General features: G+C 70.4%; 18 protein-coding genes. 10 read left to right on the top strand and 8 right to left on the bottom strand.

The window, feature by feature from the left end:
- Window positions 1–9: 9 nt before the first annotated feature.
- Both ACOACQ_RS08365 and trhA read left to right on the top strand, forming a co-directional pair.
- Window positions 10–1,098 (top strand): AIM24 family protein, encoded by a 1,089-nt coding sequence (locus tag ACOACQ_RS08365; protein WP_420288041.1) that lies wholly within the window; start codon window positions 10–12, stop codon window positions 1,096–1,098.
- 100 nt (window positions 1,099–1,198) lie between these two features.
- Complete coding sequence (gene trhA, locus ACOACQ_RS08360) at window positions 1,199–1,939, top strand: PAQR family membrane homeostasis protein TrhA (RefSeq protein WP_378596843.1); 741 nt, start codon at window positions 1,199–1,201, stop codon at window positions 1,937–1,939.
- On the opposite strand, the gene ACOACQ_RS08355 is transcribed toward trhA, so the two are convergent.
- Complete coding sequence (locus tag ACOACQ_RS08355) at window positions 1,924–3,096, bottom strand: methyltransferase domain-containing protein (RefSeq protein WP_420288040.1); 1,173 nt, start codon at window positions 3,094–3,096, stop codon at window positions 1,924–1,926. The two genes, trhA and ACOACQ_RS08355, sit on opposite strands and share 16 nt — an antisense overlap.
- Window positions 3,097–3,174: 78 nt before the next feature.
- On the opposite strand from ACOACQ_RS08355, the gene ACOACQ_RS08350 reads away from it, so the two are divergent.
- Genes ACOACQ_RS08350 through ACOACQ_RS08340 form a run of 3 tightly spaced genes read left to right on the top strand, consistent with a single transcriptional unit; the run spans window position 3,175 to window position 4,553 of the window.
- On the top strand, window positions 3,175–3,399 hold the full coding sequence (locus tag ACOACQ_RS08350; protein WP_378596845.1) for a type II toxin-antitoxin system Phd/YefM family antitoxin: 225 nt from the start codon (window positions 3,175–3,177) through the stop codon (window positions 3,397–3,399).
- Entirely contained in the window at window positions 3,396–3,785 is a 390-nt protein-coding gene (locus tag ACOACQ_RS08345) for a type II toxin-antitoxin system VapC family toxin (RefSeq protein ID WP_378596846.1), read from the top strand. Before ACOACQ_RS08350 ends, ACOACQ_RS08345 begins: the two co-directional genes overlap by 4 nt.
- Before the next feature lie 27 nt (window positions 3,786–3,812).
- Complete coding sequence (locus ACOACQ_RS08340; protein WP_378596847.1) at window positions 3,813–4,553, top strand: hypothetical protein; 741 nt, start codon at window positions 3,813–3,815, stop codon at window positions 4,551–4,553.
- Here ACOACQ_RS08340 and ACOACQ_RS08335 read toward each other — a convergent pair.
- Window positions 4,550–5,971, bottom strand: coding sequence for a PLP-dependent aminotransferase family protein (locus ACOACQ_RS08335; protein ID WP_378596848.1), 1,422 nt, complete (start codon window positions 5,969–5,971; stop codon window positions 4,550–4,552). The genes ACOACQ_RS08340 and ACOACQ_RS08335 overlap by 4 nt on opposite strands.
- 37 nt (window positions 5,972–6,008) lie before the next feature.
- On the opposite strand from ACOACQ_RS08335, the gene ACOACQ_RS08330 reads away from it, so the two are divergent.
- Window positions 6,009–6,902, top strand: a complete 894-nt coding sequence (locus ACOACQ_RS08330) for a DMT family transporter (protein WP_420288039.1) — start codon at window positions 6,009–6,011, stop codon at window positions 6,900–6,902.
- On the opposite strand, the gene ACOACQ_RS08325 is transcribed toward ACOACQ_RS08330, so the two are convergent.
- Window positions 6,862–8,358 carry an aldehyde dehydrogenase family protein gene (locus ACOACQ_RS08325; protein ID WP_378596850.1) on the bottom strand — a complete coding sequence of 499 codons (1,497 nt, stop codon included), beginning with the start codon at window positions 8,356–8,358 and terminating at the stop codon, window positions 6,862–6,864. The two genes, ACOACQ_RS08330 and ACOACQ_RS08325, sit on opposite strands and share 41 nt — an antisense overlap.
- A gap of 90 nt (window positions 8,359–8,448) precedes the next feature.
- On the bottom strand, window positions 8,449–9,201 hold the full coding sequence (locus tag ACOACQ_RS08320; RefSeq protein ID WP_420288038.1) for a matrixin family metalloprotease: 753 nt from the start codon (window positions 9,199–9,201) through the stop codon (window positions 8,449–8,451).
- 78 nt (window positions 9,202–9,279) lie between these two features.
- Here ACOACQ_RS08320 and ACOACQ_RS08315 point away from each other — a divergent pair, with 78 nt between their 5' ends.
- The gene (locus ACOACQ_RS08315) at window positions 9,280–9,699 is read left to right on the top strand and encodes a nitroreductase/quinone reductase family protein (protein WP_378596852.1); all 420 of its coding nucleotides are present in this window, start codon (window positions 9,280–9,282) and stop codon (window positions 9,697–9,699) included.
- Window positions 9,700–9,706: 7 nt separating this feature from the next.
- Here ACOACQ_RS08315 and ACOACQ_RS08310 read toward each other — a convergent pair whose 3' ends face one another.
- Window positions 9,707–10,477 carry an enoyl-CoA hydratase-related protein gene (locus tag ACOACQ_RS08310; RefSeq protein ID WP_378596853.1) on the bottom strand — a complete coding sequence of 257 codons (771 nt, stop codon included), beginning with the start codon at window positions 10,475–10,477 and terminating at the stop codon, window positions 9,707–9,709.
- A 22-nt stretch (window positions 10,478–10,499) separates the two neighbouring features.
- Window positions 10,500–11,144 (bottom strand): TetR/AcrR family transcriptional regulator, encoded by a 645-nt coding sequence (locus ACOACQ_RS08305; protein ID WP_420288037.1) that lies wholly within the window; start codon window positions 11,142–11,144, stop codon window positions 10,500–10,502.
- Window positions 11,145–11,230: 86 nt separating this feature from the next.
- Between ACOACQ_RS08305 and ACOACQ_RS08300 the strand changes: the two genes are divergently transcribed.
- Window positions 11,231–12,439: an oxygenase MpaB family protein gene (locus ACOACQ_RS08300; RefSeq protein WP_420288036.1), complete on the top strand. Its 1,209-nt coding sequence runs from the start codon at window positions 11,231–11,233 to the stop codon at window positions 12,437–12,439.
- Window positions 12,440–12,443: 4 nt separating this feature from the next.
- Here the strand turns inward: ACOACQ_RS08300 and ACOACQ_RS08295 are convergent, their stop codons facing one another.
- On the bottom strand, window positions 12,444–12,830 hold the full coding sequence (locus tag ACOACQ_RS08295; RefSeq protein WP_378605413.1) for an MmcQ/YjbR family DNA-binding protein: 387 nt from the start codon (window positions 12,828–12,830) through the stop codon (window positions 12,444–12,446).
- A 98-nt stretch (window positions 12,831–12,928) separates the two neighbouring features.
- Here ACOACQ_RS08295 and ACOACQ_RS08290 point away from each other — a divergent pair, with 98 nt between their 5' ends.
- Window positions 12,929–13,597, top strand: coding sequence for a hypothetical protein (locus ACOACQ_RS08290; RefSeq protein ID WP_420288035.1), 669 nt, complete (start codon window positions 12,929–12,931; stop codon window positions 13,595–13,597).
- Window positions 13,598–13,606: 9 nt separating this feature from the next.
- Here the strand turns inward: ACOACQ_RS08290 and ACOACQ_RS08285 are convergent, their stop codons facing one another.
- Window positions 13,607–14,479 (bottom strand): LysR family transcriptional regulator ArgP, encoded by an 873-nt coding sequence (locus ACOACQ_RS08285; protein WP_378605419.1) that lies wholly within the window; start codon window positions 14,477–14,479, stop codon window positions 13,607–13,609.
- A gap of 77 nt (window positions 14,480–14,556) precedes the next feature.
- On the opposite strand from ACOACQ_RS08285, the gene ACOACQ_RS08280 reads away from it, so the two are divergent.
- A complete protein-coding gene (locus ACOACQ_RS08280; protein ID WP_420288034.1) occupies window positions 14,557–15,171 on the top strand; it encodes a LysE/ArgO family amino acid transporter in 615 nt (204 codons plus the stop codon).
- Window positions 15,172–15,176: the final 5 nt, after the last annotated feature.

Here is a 15,176-nt window from a genome sequence, read left to right as displayed (position 1 = left end):
ACGACGACGATGACCGCAGCTGCCTGGCATCCGGACCCCACCGGTCGCCACGAGCTCCGCTACTGGGATGGCTCCCAGTGGACTGACCACGTGTCCGACCAGGGAGTGCAGTCGACCTCACCGGTCAACGCCCCCGCCGACGCCGGAGCCGCCATGGGCGATTCCTCCGACAGCGGTTCCGCCTCGTCGGAAGCGATGAGCGAGTCGGCCAGTGCCTCGGCCGGCGCGATGTCCGCCGAGCCCGTGGCCGCCGAGCCCGTGGCCGCCGAGCCCGTCGCCGAACAGCCGATGGCGACCCAGCAGATGGCCGCCCAGCCCGACCCCGCCCAGCAGTGGGCGGCGCAGCAGGCCCAGCCGATGCAGCAGGCCCAGCCGGTCGGCCAGCCCCAGGGGCAGCCCGGCGGCCAGCCGTACGGCGACGCGTTCGCCGGCATCACCGGCGACCTGATCGACGGCCGGTTCAGCGAGAAGGACGCCATCGGCGCCAGCCTGCAGAACAAGAAGATGCTGCGGGTCCGGGTGGTCGAGCCCTTCATGGCCAAGCAGGGCGCGATGGTCGCCTACCAGGGCAATGTCGCGTTCAACTACCAGGGCGGCGGCGCCGCCAAGTTCCTGAAGAAGGCCTTCACCGGTGAGGGTCTGAACCTCATGCGCGTCGAGGGCCAGGGCGACGTCTTCCTCGCCGACGGCGGCCACGAGGTGCACATCCTGCACCTCAACAACAGCGGCCTGTCCGTCAACGGTTCGAACGTGCTGGCGTTCTCCGCGTCCCTCGACTGGAACGTCGAGCGGGTCAAGGGCGGCAGCATCGCCGCGGGCGGCCTGTTCAACACCACCCTGCGCGGCACCGGCTGGGTGGCCATCACGACCGATGGACAGCCGGTCGTGCTGAACGCTGCCGAGGCGCCGACGTTCGCCGACGCCCAGGCCCTCGTGGCCTGGTCGGTGCACCTGCAGACGTCGATCAAGTCCTCCTTCACCGCCGGCGCCCTGATCGGCCGCGGTTCGGGCGAGGCCTTCCAGGTCGCGTTCAGCGGCCAGGGCTTCGTGATCGTGCAGCCGTCGGAAGGCGGCGTCGTACCACCGCACACGCACTGACGACATCCTCCGATCGGAGGATCCGCGGCGGCCGGATGAGCGTGAGATCACGCTCGCCCGGCCGCCGTTGCAGTAGTGATCCGTGGGTACTCTCGTACACATGACCCAGGCCTCCGATCACACCGGCGGCAAGGTCCGTGCTCGTCTGGACGACATCGGCGAGCAGATCAGCGAAACCCTCGCAGAGGTCAAGCCCAAGCTGCGCGGCTGGATCCACCTCGCGTCGACTCCCCTGGTCCTCGCGGCGGGCATCGTCCTGATCTGCCTGTCGCCGACAGCATCGACGCGCGTCGGGTCGGTCTTCTTCGTGTCCTCCGCGCTGCTGCTGTTCGGCATCTCGTCGCTCTACCACCGCGGCACCTGGTCGCCGAAGGTGTGGAAGATCCTCAACCGGATCGACCACTCGAACATCTTCCTGTTCATCGCCGGCTCGTACACGCCGTTCGCGCTCATCCTTCTCGACGGATCCGCCCAGGTCATCCTGCTCACCACCGCGTGGACCAGCGCCGTGCTCGGGATCGCGTTCAAGGTGCTGTGGCCGTCCGCGCCCCGCTGGATGTCGGCACCGATCTACATCGCGATGGGCTGGGCCGCACTCTTCTTCCTGCCCGCGTTCTACAACGGTGCGACCGCCCTCGGGCTCGGCGTCGGCATCGCGATCTTCGTCCTCATCGCATCCGGCGGGGCGCTCTACACCCTGGGCGGCCTGGTCTACGGCTTCCAGTGGCCGAACCCGTCACCCCGTGTGTTCGGCTTCCACGAGGTCTTCCACGGCTTCACCATCGCGGCGTTCGTGACGCACTACGTCGGCATCTCGCTGGCGACCTACTCGCTGCGCTGAAGCAGGACCAGAACCTCGGACAGCGGCGTCTGCGGGAACATGTCGAGCAGGCGCCCCTTCACCAGCCGGTACGACGTCAGGTCGGCCAGGTCGCGCGCAAGCGTCTCGGGGTTGCAGCTCGAGTAGAGGATGTGACGCGCGCCGGACTCCTCGAGCCGGCGGGACAGGTCCGTGCCGAGGCCACGCCGCGGCGGGTTCACCACCACCAGGTCGGCTCCCGCGAGCAGGGCGGCGTGGTCAGGTGCCGTGGCGTCGCCCACCTCGAAGTGCACGGTGCCGGGCAGTGCCGCTTCGTCGCGTGAGCGCTCGGCGCTGGCGATCGCGTCCGCGCTGATCTCGATGCCGGTGACGTCCCGCCCGTCGGCCGCGAGATGCAGCGCGAAGCCGCCGACACCGCAGTACAGGTCGACGACGCGCGTCGGGGCGAGCGATGCCACCCATGACTGGGCTTGCCGGTAGAGCGCCGACGCGACGTCGGTGTTGGTCTGGAAGAAGCTCCGCGGCCGCAGGTGCAGCGTCACGTCGTTGAGGCGCATGGGCAGGGTGTCGGCGTCGGTCAGCACGATCTCGCGCTCGCCCTCGAGGACGGCGCGGTGGTCGGGCTGGACGTTGAGCGTCGCCACCCTCAGGTGTGGCAGCTGCTCCCGCAGCCAGGGAAGGTGCTTGCGGATGCGTGACTCGGTGCTGGTGGAGCGCACCACGAAGCGGACCATCAGGTCGCCGTCGGGCGACTCGGTCACCAGCAGGTGCTTGAGCTCTCCTCGCTGCGCGACGGGCAGGTCGGAGGACACGTCGTAGGGCTCCAGCCCGGCGCGCGTCACGAACGCGGCGAGGTGCGGCAGTGCTGCGACGATCCCGGGCGCGTGCAGCGCGCAGTCGCGCAGGTCGACCCCGGTCCCGGTCGGGTCGAGGATGCCGAGCGTCGGCGCCCCCGCGGTGCCGGCGACGACCATCTTGGCCTTGTTGCGGAAGCCGTCCGGGCGGCTGGCCACGGGCGGGTCCCAGACGAGTCCGGTGGTGACGGCCGAGGCACCGAGCAGCGTCCGGACTGCGTGGTCCTTCGCGGCCAGCTGGTCGTCGTACCCACGACCGAGCCAGGTGCACGAACGGCACTCCCCCGCCGTGAAATGTGCACAGTCGAGCACGGCGAGACCCATGGCGTCATCGTAGGCGCGACGCCGGCGTCTCCATGTTCGCCGCCTCGCGCACCGGACTTAGTCCGGTACCCTTAGTCCATGGCCACGATCAACGTCCACGAAGCGAAGACGAACCTGTCCAAGCTCCTCGCGCGCGTCGAGGCGGGCGAGGAGATCATCATCGCCCGGAGTGGGCGGCCTGTTGCCCGCCTCGAGCCCTTCACCCGGCCCGAGGTCACCCTCGGCTTCCTGGACCTGCCAGCGATTCCGGACGAGTTCTTCGCCCCGCTCGACGACGACGAACTGGCGGAGCTGGGTCTGTGACCCTGCTCCTCGACACCCACGCCTTCTTCTGGTCCGTGCGCCGGGGCACCTCGGTGCCGCGGGCGGTGGCCCAGGCACTGAACAACGCGCCCCGACGGCTCGTCTCGGACGTGTCCGCCTTTGAAGTTGCGTTGAAGGTGCGGCTCGGAAAGTTCCCCGATGCGGCCGCACTGCGCGACCAGTGGAAGCAGGCGCTGGCGGCACTACCCGCACTCCCCCTTCCCGTCACCACGGACCACGCGCTGCTCGCGGGGTCACTCGACTGGGAACACCGCGATCCCTTCGATCGCCTGCTGGCGGCTCAGGCCGTGACCGAGAACCTCACCCTGGTCACGACCGACAAGGCATTCGCGTCGGTCCCGGGACTGTCGATCCTGCGTTGGTGAACAGGCGACACCTCTAGGCTGCGGCGCGTGGGCTACTCGTACGAGAAGGTGCAGGCGGAACCGGTGCTGGACACCGTGCGCCGCCTGGAGCAGCGCATCGATGCGCGCTTCCACGGGCGCGGGCTGCACGGACTGGCCGGGGAGCTCGCCACCCTCGTCGCCGACGTCCGTACGTCGACCCGGAACGTGCGGGGCCGCCGGTCCTGGCTCCGCCCACTGTCGCGCTTCGGGATCCTCGCCGTCATCGTCGTCGCACTCACCGTCATGGTGCTGGCCGTGCGCTCGGCAGCCATGGACGCGCCCGACTCCGGGCTCGAGTGGCTCCCGGTCCTCGAGAGCGCCGTCAACGACATGGTGTTCGCGGCGTTCGCGATCTGGTTCCTCTACTCCGTGCCCGAGCGCCTCCAGCGCGAGAGCCTGCTCGAGCTGCTGCACCGGCTCCGTTCCCTCGCGCACATCGTCGACATGCACCAGCTGACCAAGGACCCCGAGCGACTGCGGGCGTCGTTCCGCAGCACCGAGGCCAGCGTCGAGATGGACCTGACACCCGAACAGCTCGAGCACTACCTGGACTACTGCTCGGAGCTGCTCAGCCTGATCGGCAAGGCGGCGGCCCTGTGCGCGGAGGAGTCGCGCGACCCGGTCGTGCTGGACACGGTCAGCACCATCGAGACCCTCACGGTGTCCCTGGAGCGCAAGATCTGGCAGAAGATCGCAGTGTTGAACGCTGATCGACCCCACGGCCGTCCCGACGGCCGGCACGGCTAGGCCGACGCGCTCCCCTGCGCAGCGAGCATCCGCGCGATCGTCCTGACGGCGTCCGGATAGCCCGCCGGGTCCGGACCGATGAAGGTGAGCCGGACGTGCGGGCCGGACGGCTCGGCCGGGAACCACTCCTCGCCCGACGAGATCCACACCCCCTCGTTGGCGCAGTCGCGGACCAGGCGGTCGACGTCGGTGCCGTCGGGCAGCCGGCACCACAGGTGCAGCCCGCCCGGCGGCACCAGGTCGAGGCGCAGGTCCGGAGCGTGGGTGCGCAGGCTGTCGACCAGCAGGTCGCGCCGGTCGCGCAACTGCTGGCGCAGGCGCCGCAGGTGGGTGCGCCAGCCCGGGTCCGAGACGATCTCGAGGGCAGCCTGCTGCAGCAGCCCGCTGACGTACATCGACTCCGCGGCACGGTCGGCGAGGATCCGGTCCCGCGCGGGACCCCGGGCGATGACGGCCGCCACCCGGATCGTCGGCGAGACGCTCTTGGTCAGCGACCGGATGTAGACGACATGGCCGCCGTCGTCGAGCGCGGCGACCGGCCGCGGGTCGGTGTCGATGCCGAAGTCGTGGGCCCAGTCGTCGTCGACGAGGAAGGCCCCGTGCGAGCGAACGACCTCGAGGATCTCCTCGGCCCGGCCGACGCTCCACTGCGCACCGGTCGGGTTGGCATAGGTGGGCTGCGCGTAGAAGGCGCGCGCCCCGGTCTCGCGGAAGGTCCGGTCCAGCTCGTCGGGGTCCGGACCGCTGCCGTCACTGGGCACCGGCACCGGTTCGACCCCGGCCTGGTGGGCCGCCTGGATGGCGCCCCAGTACGTCGGTGACTCGATGAGCAGGGCCTGCCCCGGCGCGACGAGGGAACGGAAGATCGAGGACAGCGCACTCTGGCTGCCCGGCGCGATGACCACGTCGTTGGCCGTCACCGGTGCGAGGTCCTGCCGGGTCGCATCCGCGAGCTCCGCGGCGAACCACGCGCGCAGCTCCTGGAGTCCGGCGGCCGGGGGGCGGGACGTCGCGGCGGCACCACGGGACGCACGAACGAGCGCCGAGCGGACCAGTCGTTCGGGGAGCAGGTCCGGGCCGGGGTAGCCCGCGTGCAGCGCCTGCGCGTCGGGCGGCGCGGTCTGCAGCGGGCCCGCGACACGCGGGATCACCGACCGCGGCGTACGCAGGGCGGCGGTCTGCCAGCCGAAGTCCGGACCCCGGCTCGGACGCACCGTGCGGACGAACGTGCCGACGCCGGGACGCGTCTCGAGCAGCCCCTCGGCACCCAGCCGGCGCAGTGCCTTCTGGACGGTGACCGGGCTGGCGGCGTACTCGGCAACGAGCTGGCGGGTCGAGGGCAGCCGGGCTCCGGCGGGCGCGTCCCTGATCCAGGCGCGAATGCCCGTCACCATGCGCGAGGTGCTATCGTCATTCATGTCAGTACAGAGTAGCGCTATCGTTCCGCAGCGCAAGGTGCTATCGGCGACACCCGCCGGCCTCGGCTGGGGCTTCCTGGGTGTCCTCGCCTTCTCGTTCACGCTTCCGCTCACCCGGATCGCACTCGACGGCCTGTCGCCGCTGTTCATCGGCTCGGGCCGCGCCGTGGTCGCCGCCGTCCTGGCCGCCACCGTCCTCACCGTGACCCGGCAGGCACTCCCCCGCGGCCGCCAGTGGCTGCAGCTGCTCGTCGTCGCAGGCGGTGTCGTGGCGGGGTTCCCGCTACTGACGTCGTATGCCTTGACCGAGGTGCCCGCATCACACGGTGCCGTGGTGATCGCCCTGCTGCCGGCGGCCACCGCGGTGATGGCCGTGCTGCGGACCGGCGAGCGCCCGGTTCGGGCCTTCTGGATCTTCTCGGCCTGTGGGGCGGCGGCCGCGATCGCGTTCGCGGTGGCACAGGGTGGCGGGGTCAGCCACCTCCAGCGCGCCGACGTACTGCTGTTCGTCGCGGTCCTCCTGTGCGCCGCGGGGTACGCCGAAGGCGCCCTGCTCACCAAAGAGCTCGGCCCGTGGCAGACCATCTCGTGGGCGCTCGTGGTGGCGCTCCCCGCGATGGCCGTGCTGGCCGCGGTCAGCGTCGCGCAGCAACCGCCGACCGGATCGATCGGCGTCTGGGCGTGCTTCGCCTACCTCGCGGTGATCAGCATGTACCTCGGCTTCTTCGCCTGGTACCACGGCCTCGCCCTCGGCCCGATGGCCCAGGTCAGCCAGGTCCAGCTGATCCAGCCGGTGCTGAGCATCGCCTGGGCCGCACTCCTGCTCGCCGAGCAGATCACCTGGTTCACCTTCGCCGGTGGCCTGGCGGTGATCCTGTTCGCGCGGGGCGCTACTTCTTCCCGCGCCCGTAGAGCTTCTGCACGATCGTGACGAGCTGCTTCTCCGCCTTGTCCGTACGACGGAAGGACGTGAGCTCGATCGCCGGCCGGAACCGCTGGCGCGCGATGGCGTGCGGGTAGGTGAACTCACGCAGGCCGTCGGCGCCGTGGATGCGTCCGAAGCCGGACTGACCGACGCCCCCGAACGGCAGCGTCGGGATGCCGGCGAACGAGATCACGCTGTTGATGGCGGTCATGCCGGCGCGCAGCTGCTCGGCGATCTCCATGCCCTTGTCCTTGGAGAACACCGTCGAGCCGAGGGCGAACGACGTCCCGTTGGCCAGCCTGATCGCCTCGTCCATGTTCTGGACCTTGGTGACCGTGACGGTCGGGCCGAAGGTCTCCTCCTGGACGGCGGAGGAGTCCTCGGGGACGTCGACGAGCACGGTGGGCTGCACGTAGCGGGCACCCTCGGGCACCGGTCCACCGACGACCGCCCGGCCACCGCGCGCGAGAGCGTCGTCGATGTGGCGGCGGATGATCTCGACCTGGGACGGCATGGTGATCGGGCCGAGCTGGCCGCCCGGCTCCGCCTTGACGTCCTTGGCCGCGGTGACCAGCTGGTTGAGGAAGTCGCCGTAGACCTGTTCGTGGACGTAGACCCGCTCGACACCGGCGCAGGTCTGGCCCGCGTTGCCGCACGCGCCCCACAGGGCGGAGTCGACGGCCTCAGCGATGTTGGCGTCGGAGTCGACGATCATGGCGTCCTTGCCGCCGGCCTCGATGACGACGGGCGTGAGACTGGCTGCAGCCGCCGCCATGACCCGCTTGCCGGTCGCGGTCGACCCGGTGAAGGCCACCTTGTCGACACCGGACGTCGTCAGGGCGGCGCCGGTCTCGCCGTACCCGGTCACGACCTGGAACACGCCGAGACCGACGGCCTCCTTGAAGGTCGCGGCCAGCCATTCGCCGATGCCCGGGGTGAACTCGGACGGCTTGAAGACCACGCCGTTGCCCGCGGCGAGCGCGTAGGCGATGGAGCCCATCGGGGTGAAGACGGGGTAGTTCCACGGGCCGATCACACCGATGACGCCGAGCGGTCGGTACTCGATCGTGGCGGCCTGGTTGACCATCAGCAGGCCCGGCGACACCATCCGGCGCTTGAGCACCTTCTCGGCGTGGCTGCCGGCCCAGGCGAGGTGGTCGATCGCGAGCGACGCCTCGAGCAGGGCGTCACCGTGGGGCTTGCCGTTCTCGCGGGACATCAGGGACGCGAGCTCGTCGAGGCGGCGCGCGATCACCTTGCGCCACGCGGCGAGGGCCTTCTTGCGCCCGTCGAACCCCAGCGCGCGCCACCGCTCCGCTTCCTTGCGCACGCTCTCCACGGTTGCCTGCACGTGCGCAGCATCGTGGATGGGATGCGTCCCGACGACCTCACCGTTGGCGGGGTTGAGCGACGTGAAGGTCGCAGCGGCGGTCTCTGCGGGTGCGGTTTCGATGCTGGTCACCCATCGAATCTACTGCCGTTCCGGAAGCGACGGAACGGCCACCGGAACAAAAGCGCGGGCACCAGGTGTGCTGCGGCCACAACGCCGGCGTCAGGCGCAGCGACCCCGTCCCAGGCGGACCAGTCCGTTCAGGTCGCCCCGACCGAAGTCGCGCTGCCCGACGTTGTCCTCGAACATCAGCTCGGCCGGGGAGTCGACGTGGTCCAGGCCGACGAGGTGGCCGAGCTCGTGCAACAGGATCGCCCGCTGGTACGCCTCGCCGTCGCGCTCGTCCTCGAGGTCGGCGAACGCATCGCTGTCGAGCGTGACGCCGCCCGTGATGTAGCGCAGGCGTCCGTCGGCACCCTCGCGGGCAGCAGCCCCGCCGAGACCGGCCACGTTGCCCTTGAGCTCGTCGACCTCGGACCCGGTCGCCCACGAGATGAGGACCGGTTGGCGCCTGCCACCGAGGGGCACGAAGGCGCCTCCCCACTTCGGTCGGCGATCGGTACGGCCGTCGTACACGAAACGCAGGCCGGTGACACCGGAGACCTCGGCGACCGCGGCCTCCACGAAGGCCACCGTGTCGCCGGCACCGTCCGGGGCGCCGTCGGGGTTGATCTCGTAGTGGATCTCCTTGCACGGATCCCACGCGACCGGATCGTCGGCCTGCCCGCGCTGATGCTCCAGGAAGGCGTACACCCCGCCCTCCGGGACATCGGCCGGCGTGCCGAGCGGGTCGTCACCGATCCCGATCAGCCGGCGGAACGCGCTGTTCTCGCTCCCGGGCGCGAACAGGACGATGCCGACGAAGATCAAGGCGCTGAGCAGCAGCACCAGGCCTGATCGCCACCGCTCACGCATGCGTCCAGCCTGACACCCGACTCCCAGCCGTGTGCGAAGTGCGGGGGATTGTTCATCGAGGTGCACGAAGATGCGGAGGTGCTGAAGTACAGGGCTGTGAACTTCGTCCAGAAGCGGATGGCGAATCCACTCGTCCGCTGGGTCCTCATGCGTGGTTGGCGCATGCCGGGATACGCACTCCTCGAGACGACCGGCCGCACCTCGGGCCGAGCTCGCAGGGTTCCAGTCGGTGACGGTCAGGTCGACGACGTGTTCTGGATCGTTGCGGAGCACGGTCGCCGGGCCGCGTACGTGCGCAACATCGAGGCCAACCCGCGAGTGCGGGTGAAGGTCCGGGGCCACTGGCGCGAGGGCATGGCCACCGTCCTTGGCGACGACGACCCTCGGGCCCGCCAGCGCTGGCTCGGGCACGCGCGGCCGTCCACCAGGCTCAACTCGATCGCCGTACGAACCCTCGGGACCGACCTGCTGACCGTCCGGATCGACCTCGACGAGTAGGCCTCGTTCAGCGGCCGGTCCAGCGCGGCTCGCGCCGCTCGAAGAACGCGGCCACGCCCTCGGCCACGTCGGCCGAGGCGATCAGCCGGGCCAGCGCGGCATGGCTGGCCTCCCAGACCGCCGCCTCATCGCCGTGGATCTCGGCGCGCGCAAGGGCCAGGGCCTCACGGGCGGCCAGCGGTGCGTTGCCACAGATCGTGGCGGCCAGCCCGAGCGCGATGTCGAACGCAAGACCCGGCTCGACGAGCCGGTTGACGAACCCCAGCCGCTCGGCGCGCTCCGCCTCGAGGGACTCCCCGGTGAGCAGCAGCTCGAGGGCCACGTTGGGCGGCAGCAGCCGAGGCGCCCGGAAGACCCCGCCGAAGTCGGCGAGCAGGCCACGCTTCACCTCGGGAAAGCCGAACGTCGCCGTACGGGAGGCCACGACGAGGTCGCAGCTCAGCACCAGCTCGAACCCGCCACCGAGGGCGTACCCCTCGACGGCAGCGATCAGCGGCTTGGTGCGCGCCCGCGAGGTGAGCCCGGCGTAGCCACCGCGCTCGGTCGGCTCCCCCGGCCCCTCCGCCAGGTCGGCTCCGGCACAGAAGACCGCCGGTCCACCGGTGAGGACGCCGCACCACAGGTCGTCGTCGTCCTCGAGCAGGTTGAGCGCGTCGTCGAGGCCCTGGGTCAGCTCGGCGTTGATCGCATTGCGCTTGCCCGGCCGGTTGAGGCCGATCACCAGGGTCCGCTCCACGCGGAGCGTCTGGACGGCAGCGGTGTTGTCCGGCTCGGTCACCTCGTCAACCTAGAGGACTCCGTCAGCCGGACGGCCTGATCCCCAGCATCGGTACGAGGAAACGACGCGCGACGTCGGCGAGCTGCCGATCGTCGTCCAGGTCGACCAGCTCGCTCGGAGTCAGCAGGAACGACGTGGTGAGGCGCACCATCACCTCGGCCACCAGGTCGACATCGACGTCCGCGCCGATCTGGCCGGCCCGCTGCTCGTGGCGCAGCTGGCCCGCGACGAACTGCGACACCGTCGCGAGTGTGCGGCCCGTGGTCTCGAGCAGCGGCACGAGTGTCTGGGGTTCGGCCACCATCAGTCCACCGATCAGGGCGTTGCCCCGGATCGCACGCAGCGAGCTGACGAAGCCGAGCACGACCCGGTCCTGGGCCGTCTCGGCCGAGGCGATGTCGATGCGGAACTGGTCGAGGTAGCGGCGGAACTCGCGCAGCACGACCTGCTCGACCAGCGCCTCCTTGGAGCTGACCCGGCGGTAGACGGTGATCCGCGAGAGCCCGGCACGGCGCGCGACGTCGTCCATGGTGGTCCGCTGGATGCCGTGGCGGGAGAAGAGCTCGGACGCCGCGTCCAGCAGGTCTGCATTCGCTTCGTCGGCGGCCATCGACGCGGCAACGTCGGCGAAAGCACGTTCGAGCAGCGATTCGACCGCGTCAACCACTGGTTCCACTCCCATCGTTCGTGATACACAGATACTCACGTCGTACCATCGTACCAATGCCGATCGAGGAGCGTCCGATGCAAGGGTTGAGCAGGCGGAGTCTGTTGCGCGGCAGCAGCGCCCTCGGAGCGGCAGGGGCCTTCGGCATCATCATGCCCGCAGCGGCGTGGACCTGGTCGCCGACGTCCTCGGTCATCGGGACGGGATCCGGCCTGGATCCGCGGCAGGTCTGGGACGACGAGGCCGACACCCTGGTGGCCGCGCTCTTCGCGCGAGGAGAGGTCGACCGGGTCAACGAGCTCCTCGCCGGCTGGACCCGCAACGGCCAGGCACTCCCTGCGGGCCTGCCCGCCGACGTACGGCTCTTCCTCGAGAAGGCGCGCAAGCTGCCCACCTGGACGGACCAGGCCAAGCTGACGCGGGCGTTCTCCTTCTACGAGCGGCGCGGCCTCTACCTCGGCGTCCTCTACGGCCTCGGCAGCGGCATGATGAGCTGCGTCATCCCGCGCGAGGCCAAGGCGGTCTACTACTCCGCCGGCGGCGCCGAGATGAAGGAGCGCATCGACAAGACCGCGAAGCTCGGCTACGACATCGGCGTCCGCGACGCCTTCGGCCCCAACGGCCAGATGGTCGTCACGTGCCTGAAGACCCGGCTCACCCACGCCGCGGTGCGCCACCTGCTTCCGCAGTCGAGCCACTGGCACGCGTCGACCGACGAGGCCAGGCCGATCAGCCAGGCCGACATCATGGTCACCTGGCACAGCCTGGCCACCTTCTCGTTCAACAAGCTCACCGCGTGGGGCGTGCCGATGCCGTCCGCGGACTCGGCTGCGTTCCTGCACCTGTGGCAGATCACCGCGCACCTGCTCGGCGTGGCCGACGAATACATCCCCGCCACCTGGAGCGACGCCAACGCCCAGTCCCGCCAGGTCCTCGACCCGATCCTCGCGCCGACCACCGAGGGCGTGGCGCTCGCGAAGATCCTGCTCAACCTGGCCGCCGAGTACGACGGCGGCCTGACCAAGCCGATGCTGCACTCCTTCACGCGCTTCTGCCTCGGCGAGCAGATCGCCGACTGGCTGCAGGTGCCCAGGGAGCCGGTGACCGACCCCCTGGTCAAGGCCGGGTGGCCGCCGTTCATCGCGTTCCGCGAGGCGACGATGTGGATCCCGCTCGCTCCGCAGGGCTACTGGCTGTTCGACGAGTTCCTCCGCCTCGGCGTGCGGTTCTTCCTCGGCGAGGGCAAGGTCACGAACATCACGATGCCGACGGGCAACAACCCGAACTACACCTGAGGGCTCACGAGGCCGAGGCGCCCGGCCGATCCACCTGGTCCACCAACCGCTGCGGCGCCTGGATGCAGAACGACTCGGTGAGCAGCTCGTCGAGCTCCTCCCAGTCGGAGTCGTCGTCGAGGAGCAGCCCGACGATGTTGCCGCCCCACTCTCCCTTGAAGTACGGCGCCCCCAGGTGCTGGAACGCCATCACCTCCTCGGGTTCGGCGCGGAACACGATCCGGAACAGCTGGTCCTCGCCGCCGAAGACGTGCGCGACCGTGGTCGTCGTCCCGGCCACGCGCCAGCGCACACCCGTCCACGCTTCCTCCTCGTGGCACTCCGGCAGCCGCGCAAAGCTCTGCCGCAAACGCGCGAGGTAGGCCTCAGGGACATCGGGACGAGCGGGCACGGGAAGAAATTTCCCACACGACACCGACAACCGCACCCAAGGGACAACCGGCCGCAACCCCGGGGCGTCCTCTCTTCACCTGGACCGAGGAGAGCGCCATGAGAACACGCATCACCATCGCCCCTGCCATCGCTCTGGCCATCGCCCTGGCCGCCGTCCTTGCCTGCGCGGCTTGCGGGAGCACGGTCGAGGACGTCGCGGCCGAGCCCACGACGGCGGTCGCCAGCCCCAGCACCATCGCGAGCCCCTCGCCGACCACCGCCGAGAGCTTCCCCGCGAGCACCGCCACCCCGGCGTCGTACGACGACAAGGCCCTCCTCCGGGCACTGGTGGCCCTGGCGAGCGACCCGGGCACTAACACGGCCGCGGCACTCCCCTTCGCCGGGCAGGTCCGCCTCGGCCTCGGTCCGACCGTCGTCGCGACCCGATCTCGCGCCGGGCTCGCCTCGATCGGTGCGTGGGACGTCGATCTCGCGGCCTTCCGCGGCCACGTCGGCCCGTTCAACGCGCTGGGCCTGATCGCCCGGCATGTCGACTCCGACGGAGCCGACGGCACCCTCGCCGGTTTCACGACCTCGCTCGGCGAGCACCCCCACTGCGCCAATCCGCCCAACCCAGCGCCGGACGGCCTCGCAGGCCACCGACGCATCTCCCTCCAGCCGTCCGACGAATCGATCGACGGCTGTCTCGAGTGGTTCACCGTCGACCTGTTCCTCGACGACACGGGGACCATCGACACGGTCACCCTCGACATCTGGGAGCCGTGAGCAGCCGGTTCAGCGACGCCGCAACGCAGCTGCTGCTCGCCGTACCGTCTCGGTGAGCTCGGTCAGCGCAGGGCTGTCGAGGCGCCACCGCTGCCAGTGCAGGGGTACGTCGACCGGGCGGGTCCCCGGCAGCCGGACCAGCGCACCGGCGGCCACCTCGGGAGCCAGGTGCGGTTCGGGGATCATGCCCCAGCCGAGACCGCTGCGGACCGCCTCGTGGAAGTCGGCCGTGCTCGGCACCCGGTGGACCACCGACGGGCGTCCGACCCCGCGGGTCGCGAGGACGTCGTCCTGGAGGTGGTCCTTCTCGTTGAACACGACCACCGGGATGCCCGACCAGTCGATGCCCCGGCCGTGACGGTGGCGCTCCACCAGCCACGGTGCCCCTGCCGGGATGTAGCGCAACGATCCCAAGGGCTCGGACACGCAGCCCTGCACCGGCCGGGGTTCGTCAGTGACCGCAGCGAGCACCTCGCCCCGACGCAGGAGGTCGTGCGAATAGCCCTGGTCCTCGACGTGCAGGCGCAGGGCGGTCGACCGCCACTGGGCCACGGCGCCGAGGACCGGCCGGAACCAGGTCGCGAGCGAGTCGGCGTTGACGGCCACGGACAGGTCCACGACCTCCCCCGCACCGAGCGACACGGCGGCCTCGGTCGCCAGCAACCGCAGTTGCCTGCCCAACCGCACGAGCGGCTCCCCTGCTGGCGTCACGGTCGCGGGCGTCGTACGACGAACAAGGACCTGGCCGGCCGCTCCCTCGAGTGCACGCACCCGCTGGCTGACGGCGCTCGGGGTGAGGTGCAGACGCCGCGCCGCCGCCTCGAAGGTGCCTTCCTCGGTGATCGCCACCAGGGTCTCCAGCTGACCTGGATCGAAGTGCATGACCAAGTGAAGCACTTCTTCACAAGGTGAAGAAACATTCGCTGGCCTTCACCTCGTGGCGAGCCTAGATTCCTGAGGTGCTCGCCCCCACCGTTGCCGGCCTCGTGACCGGCCTGACTCTCATCGTCGCGATCGGCGCCCAGAACGCCTTGGTGTTGCGCCAGGGACTGATCCGCTCGCACGTCGGTCCGGTGGTCGCGATCTGCGCGCTGTCGGATGCGGTCCTCATCGCGGCGGGCGTCGGCGGAATCGGCACCATCGTCGACCACGCCCGATGGGTCCTTGAGGTGGTCCGGTGGCTCGGCGTCGCCTTCCTGCTCTGGTACGCCGCCGCGTCGTTGCGTCGCGCGACACGACCCGAGTCCCTCGCTGCTGCCGGCAACGGCACCGTCGAACCCAGCGGCCCCGTCATCGGTCGCGCCATTGCACTCACGTGGCTGAACCCGCACGTCTACCTCGACACCGTGCTCCTCGTCGGCTCGATCGCCGCTGCCCACGACGGCGGGGAGCCGGCCGGGCACTGGTGGTTCGGTGCGGGTGCCGTACTGGCCAGCGTGCTGTGGTTCAGCAGCCTCGGGTACGGCGCCCGTCTGCTCGCTCCCCTGCTCGCCCGACCACGCGCCTGGCAGGTGCTCGAGGTACTGATCGCGATCACGATGCTCTTCGTGGCGGCGAGGCTTGCGCTCGGATGAGGCGG

Origin of the sequence: Nocardioides sp. CPCC 206347 (assembly GCF_048654605.1) — a bacterium.
Classification (GTDB): Bacteria; Actinomycetota; Actinomycetes; order Propionibacteriales; family Nocardioidaceae; genus Nocardioides.
This window is presented reverse-complemented; position numbering and strand designations above follow the sequence as displayed.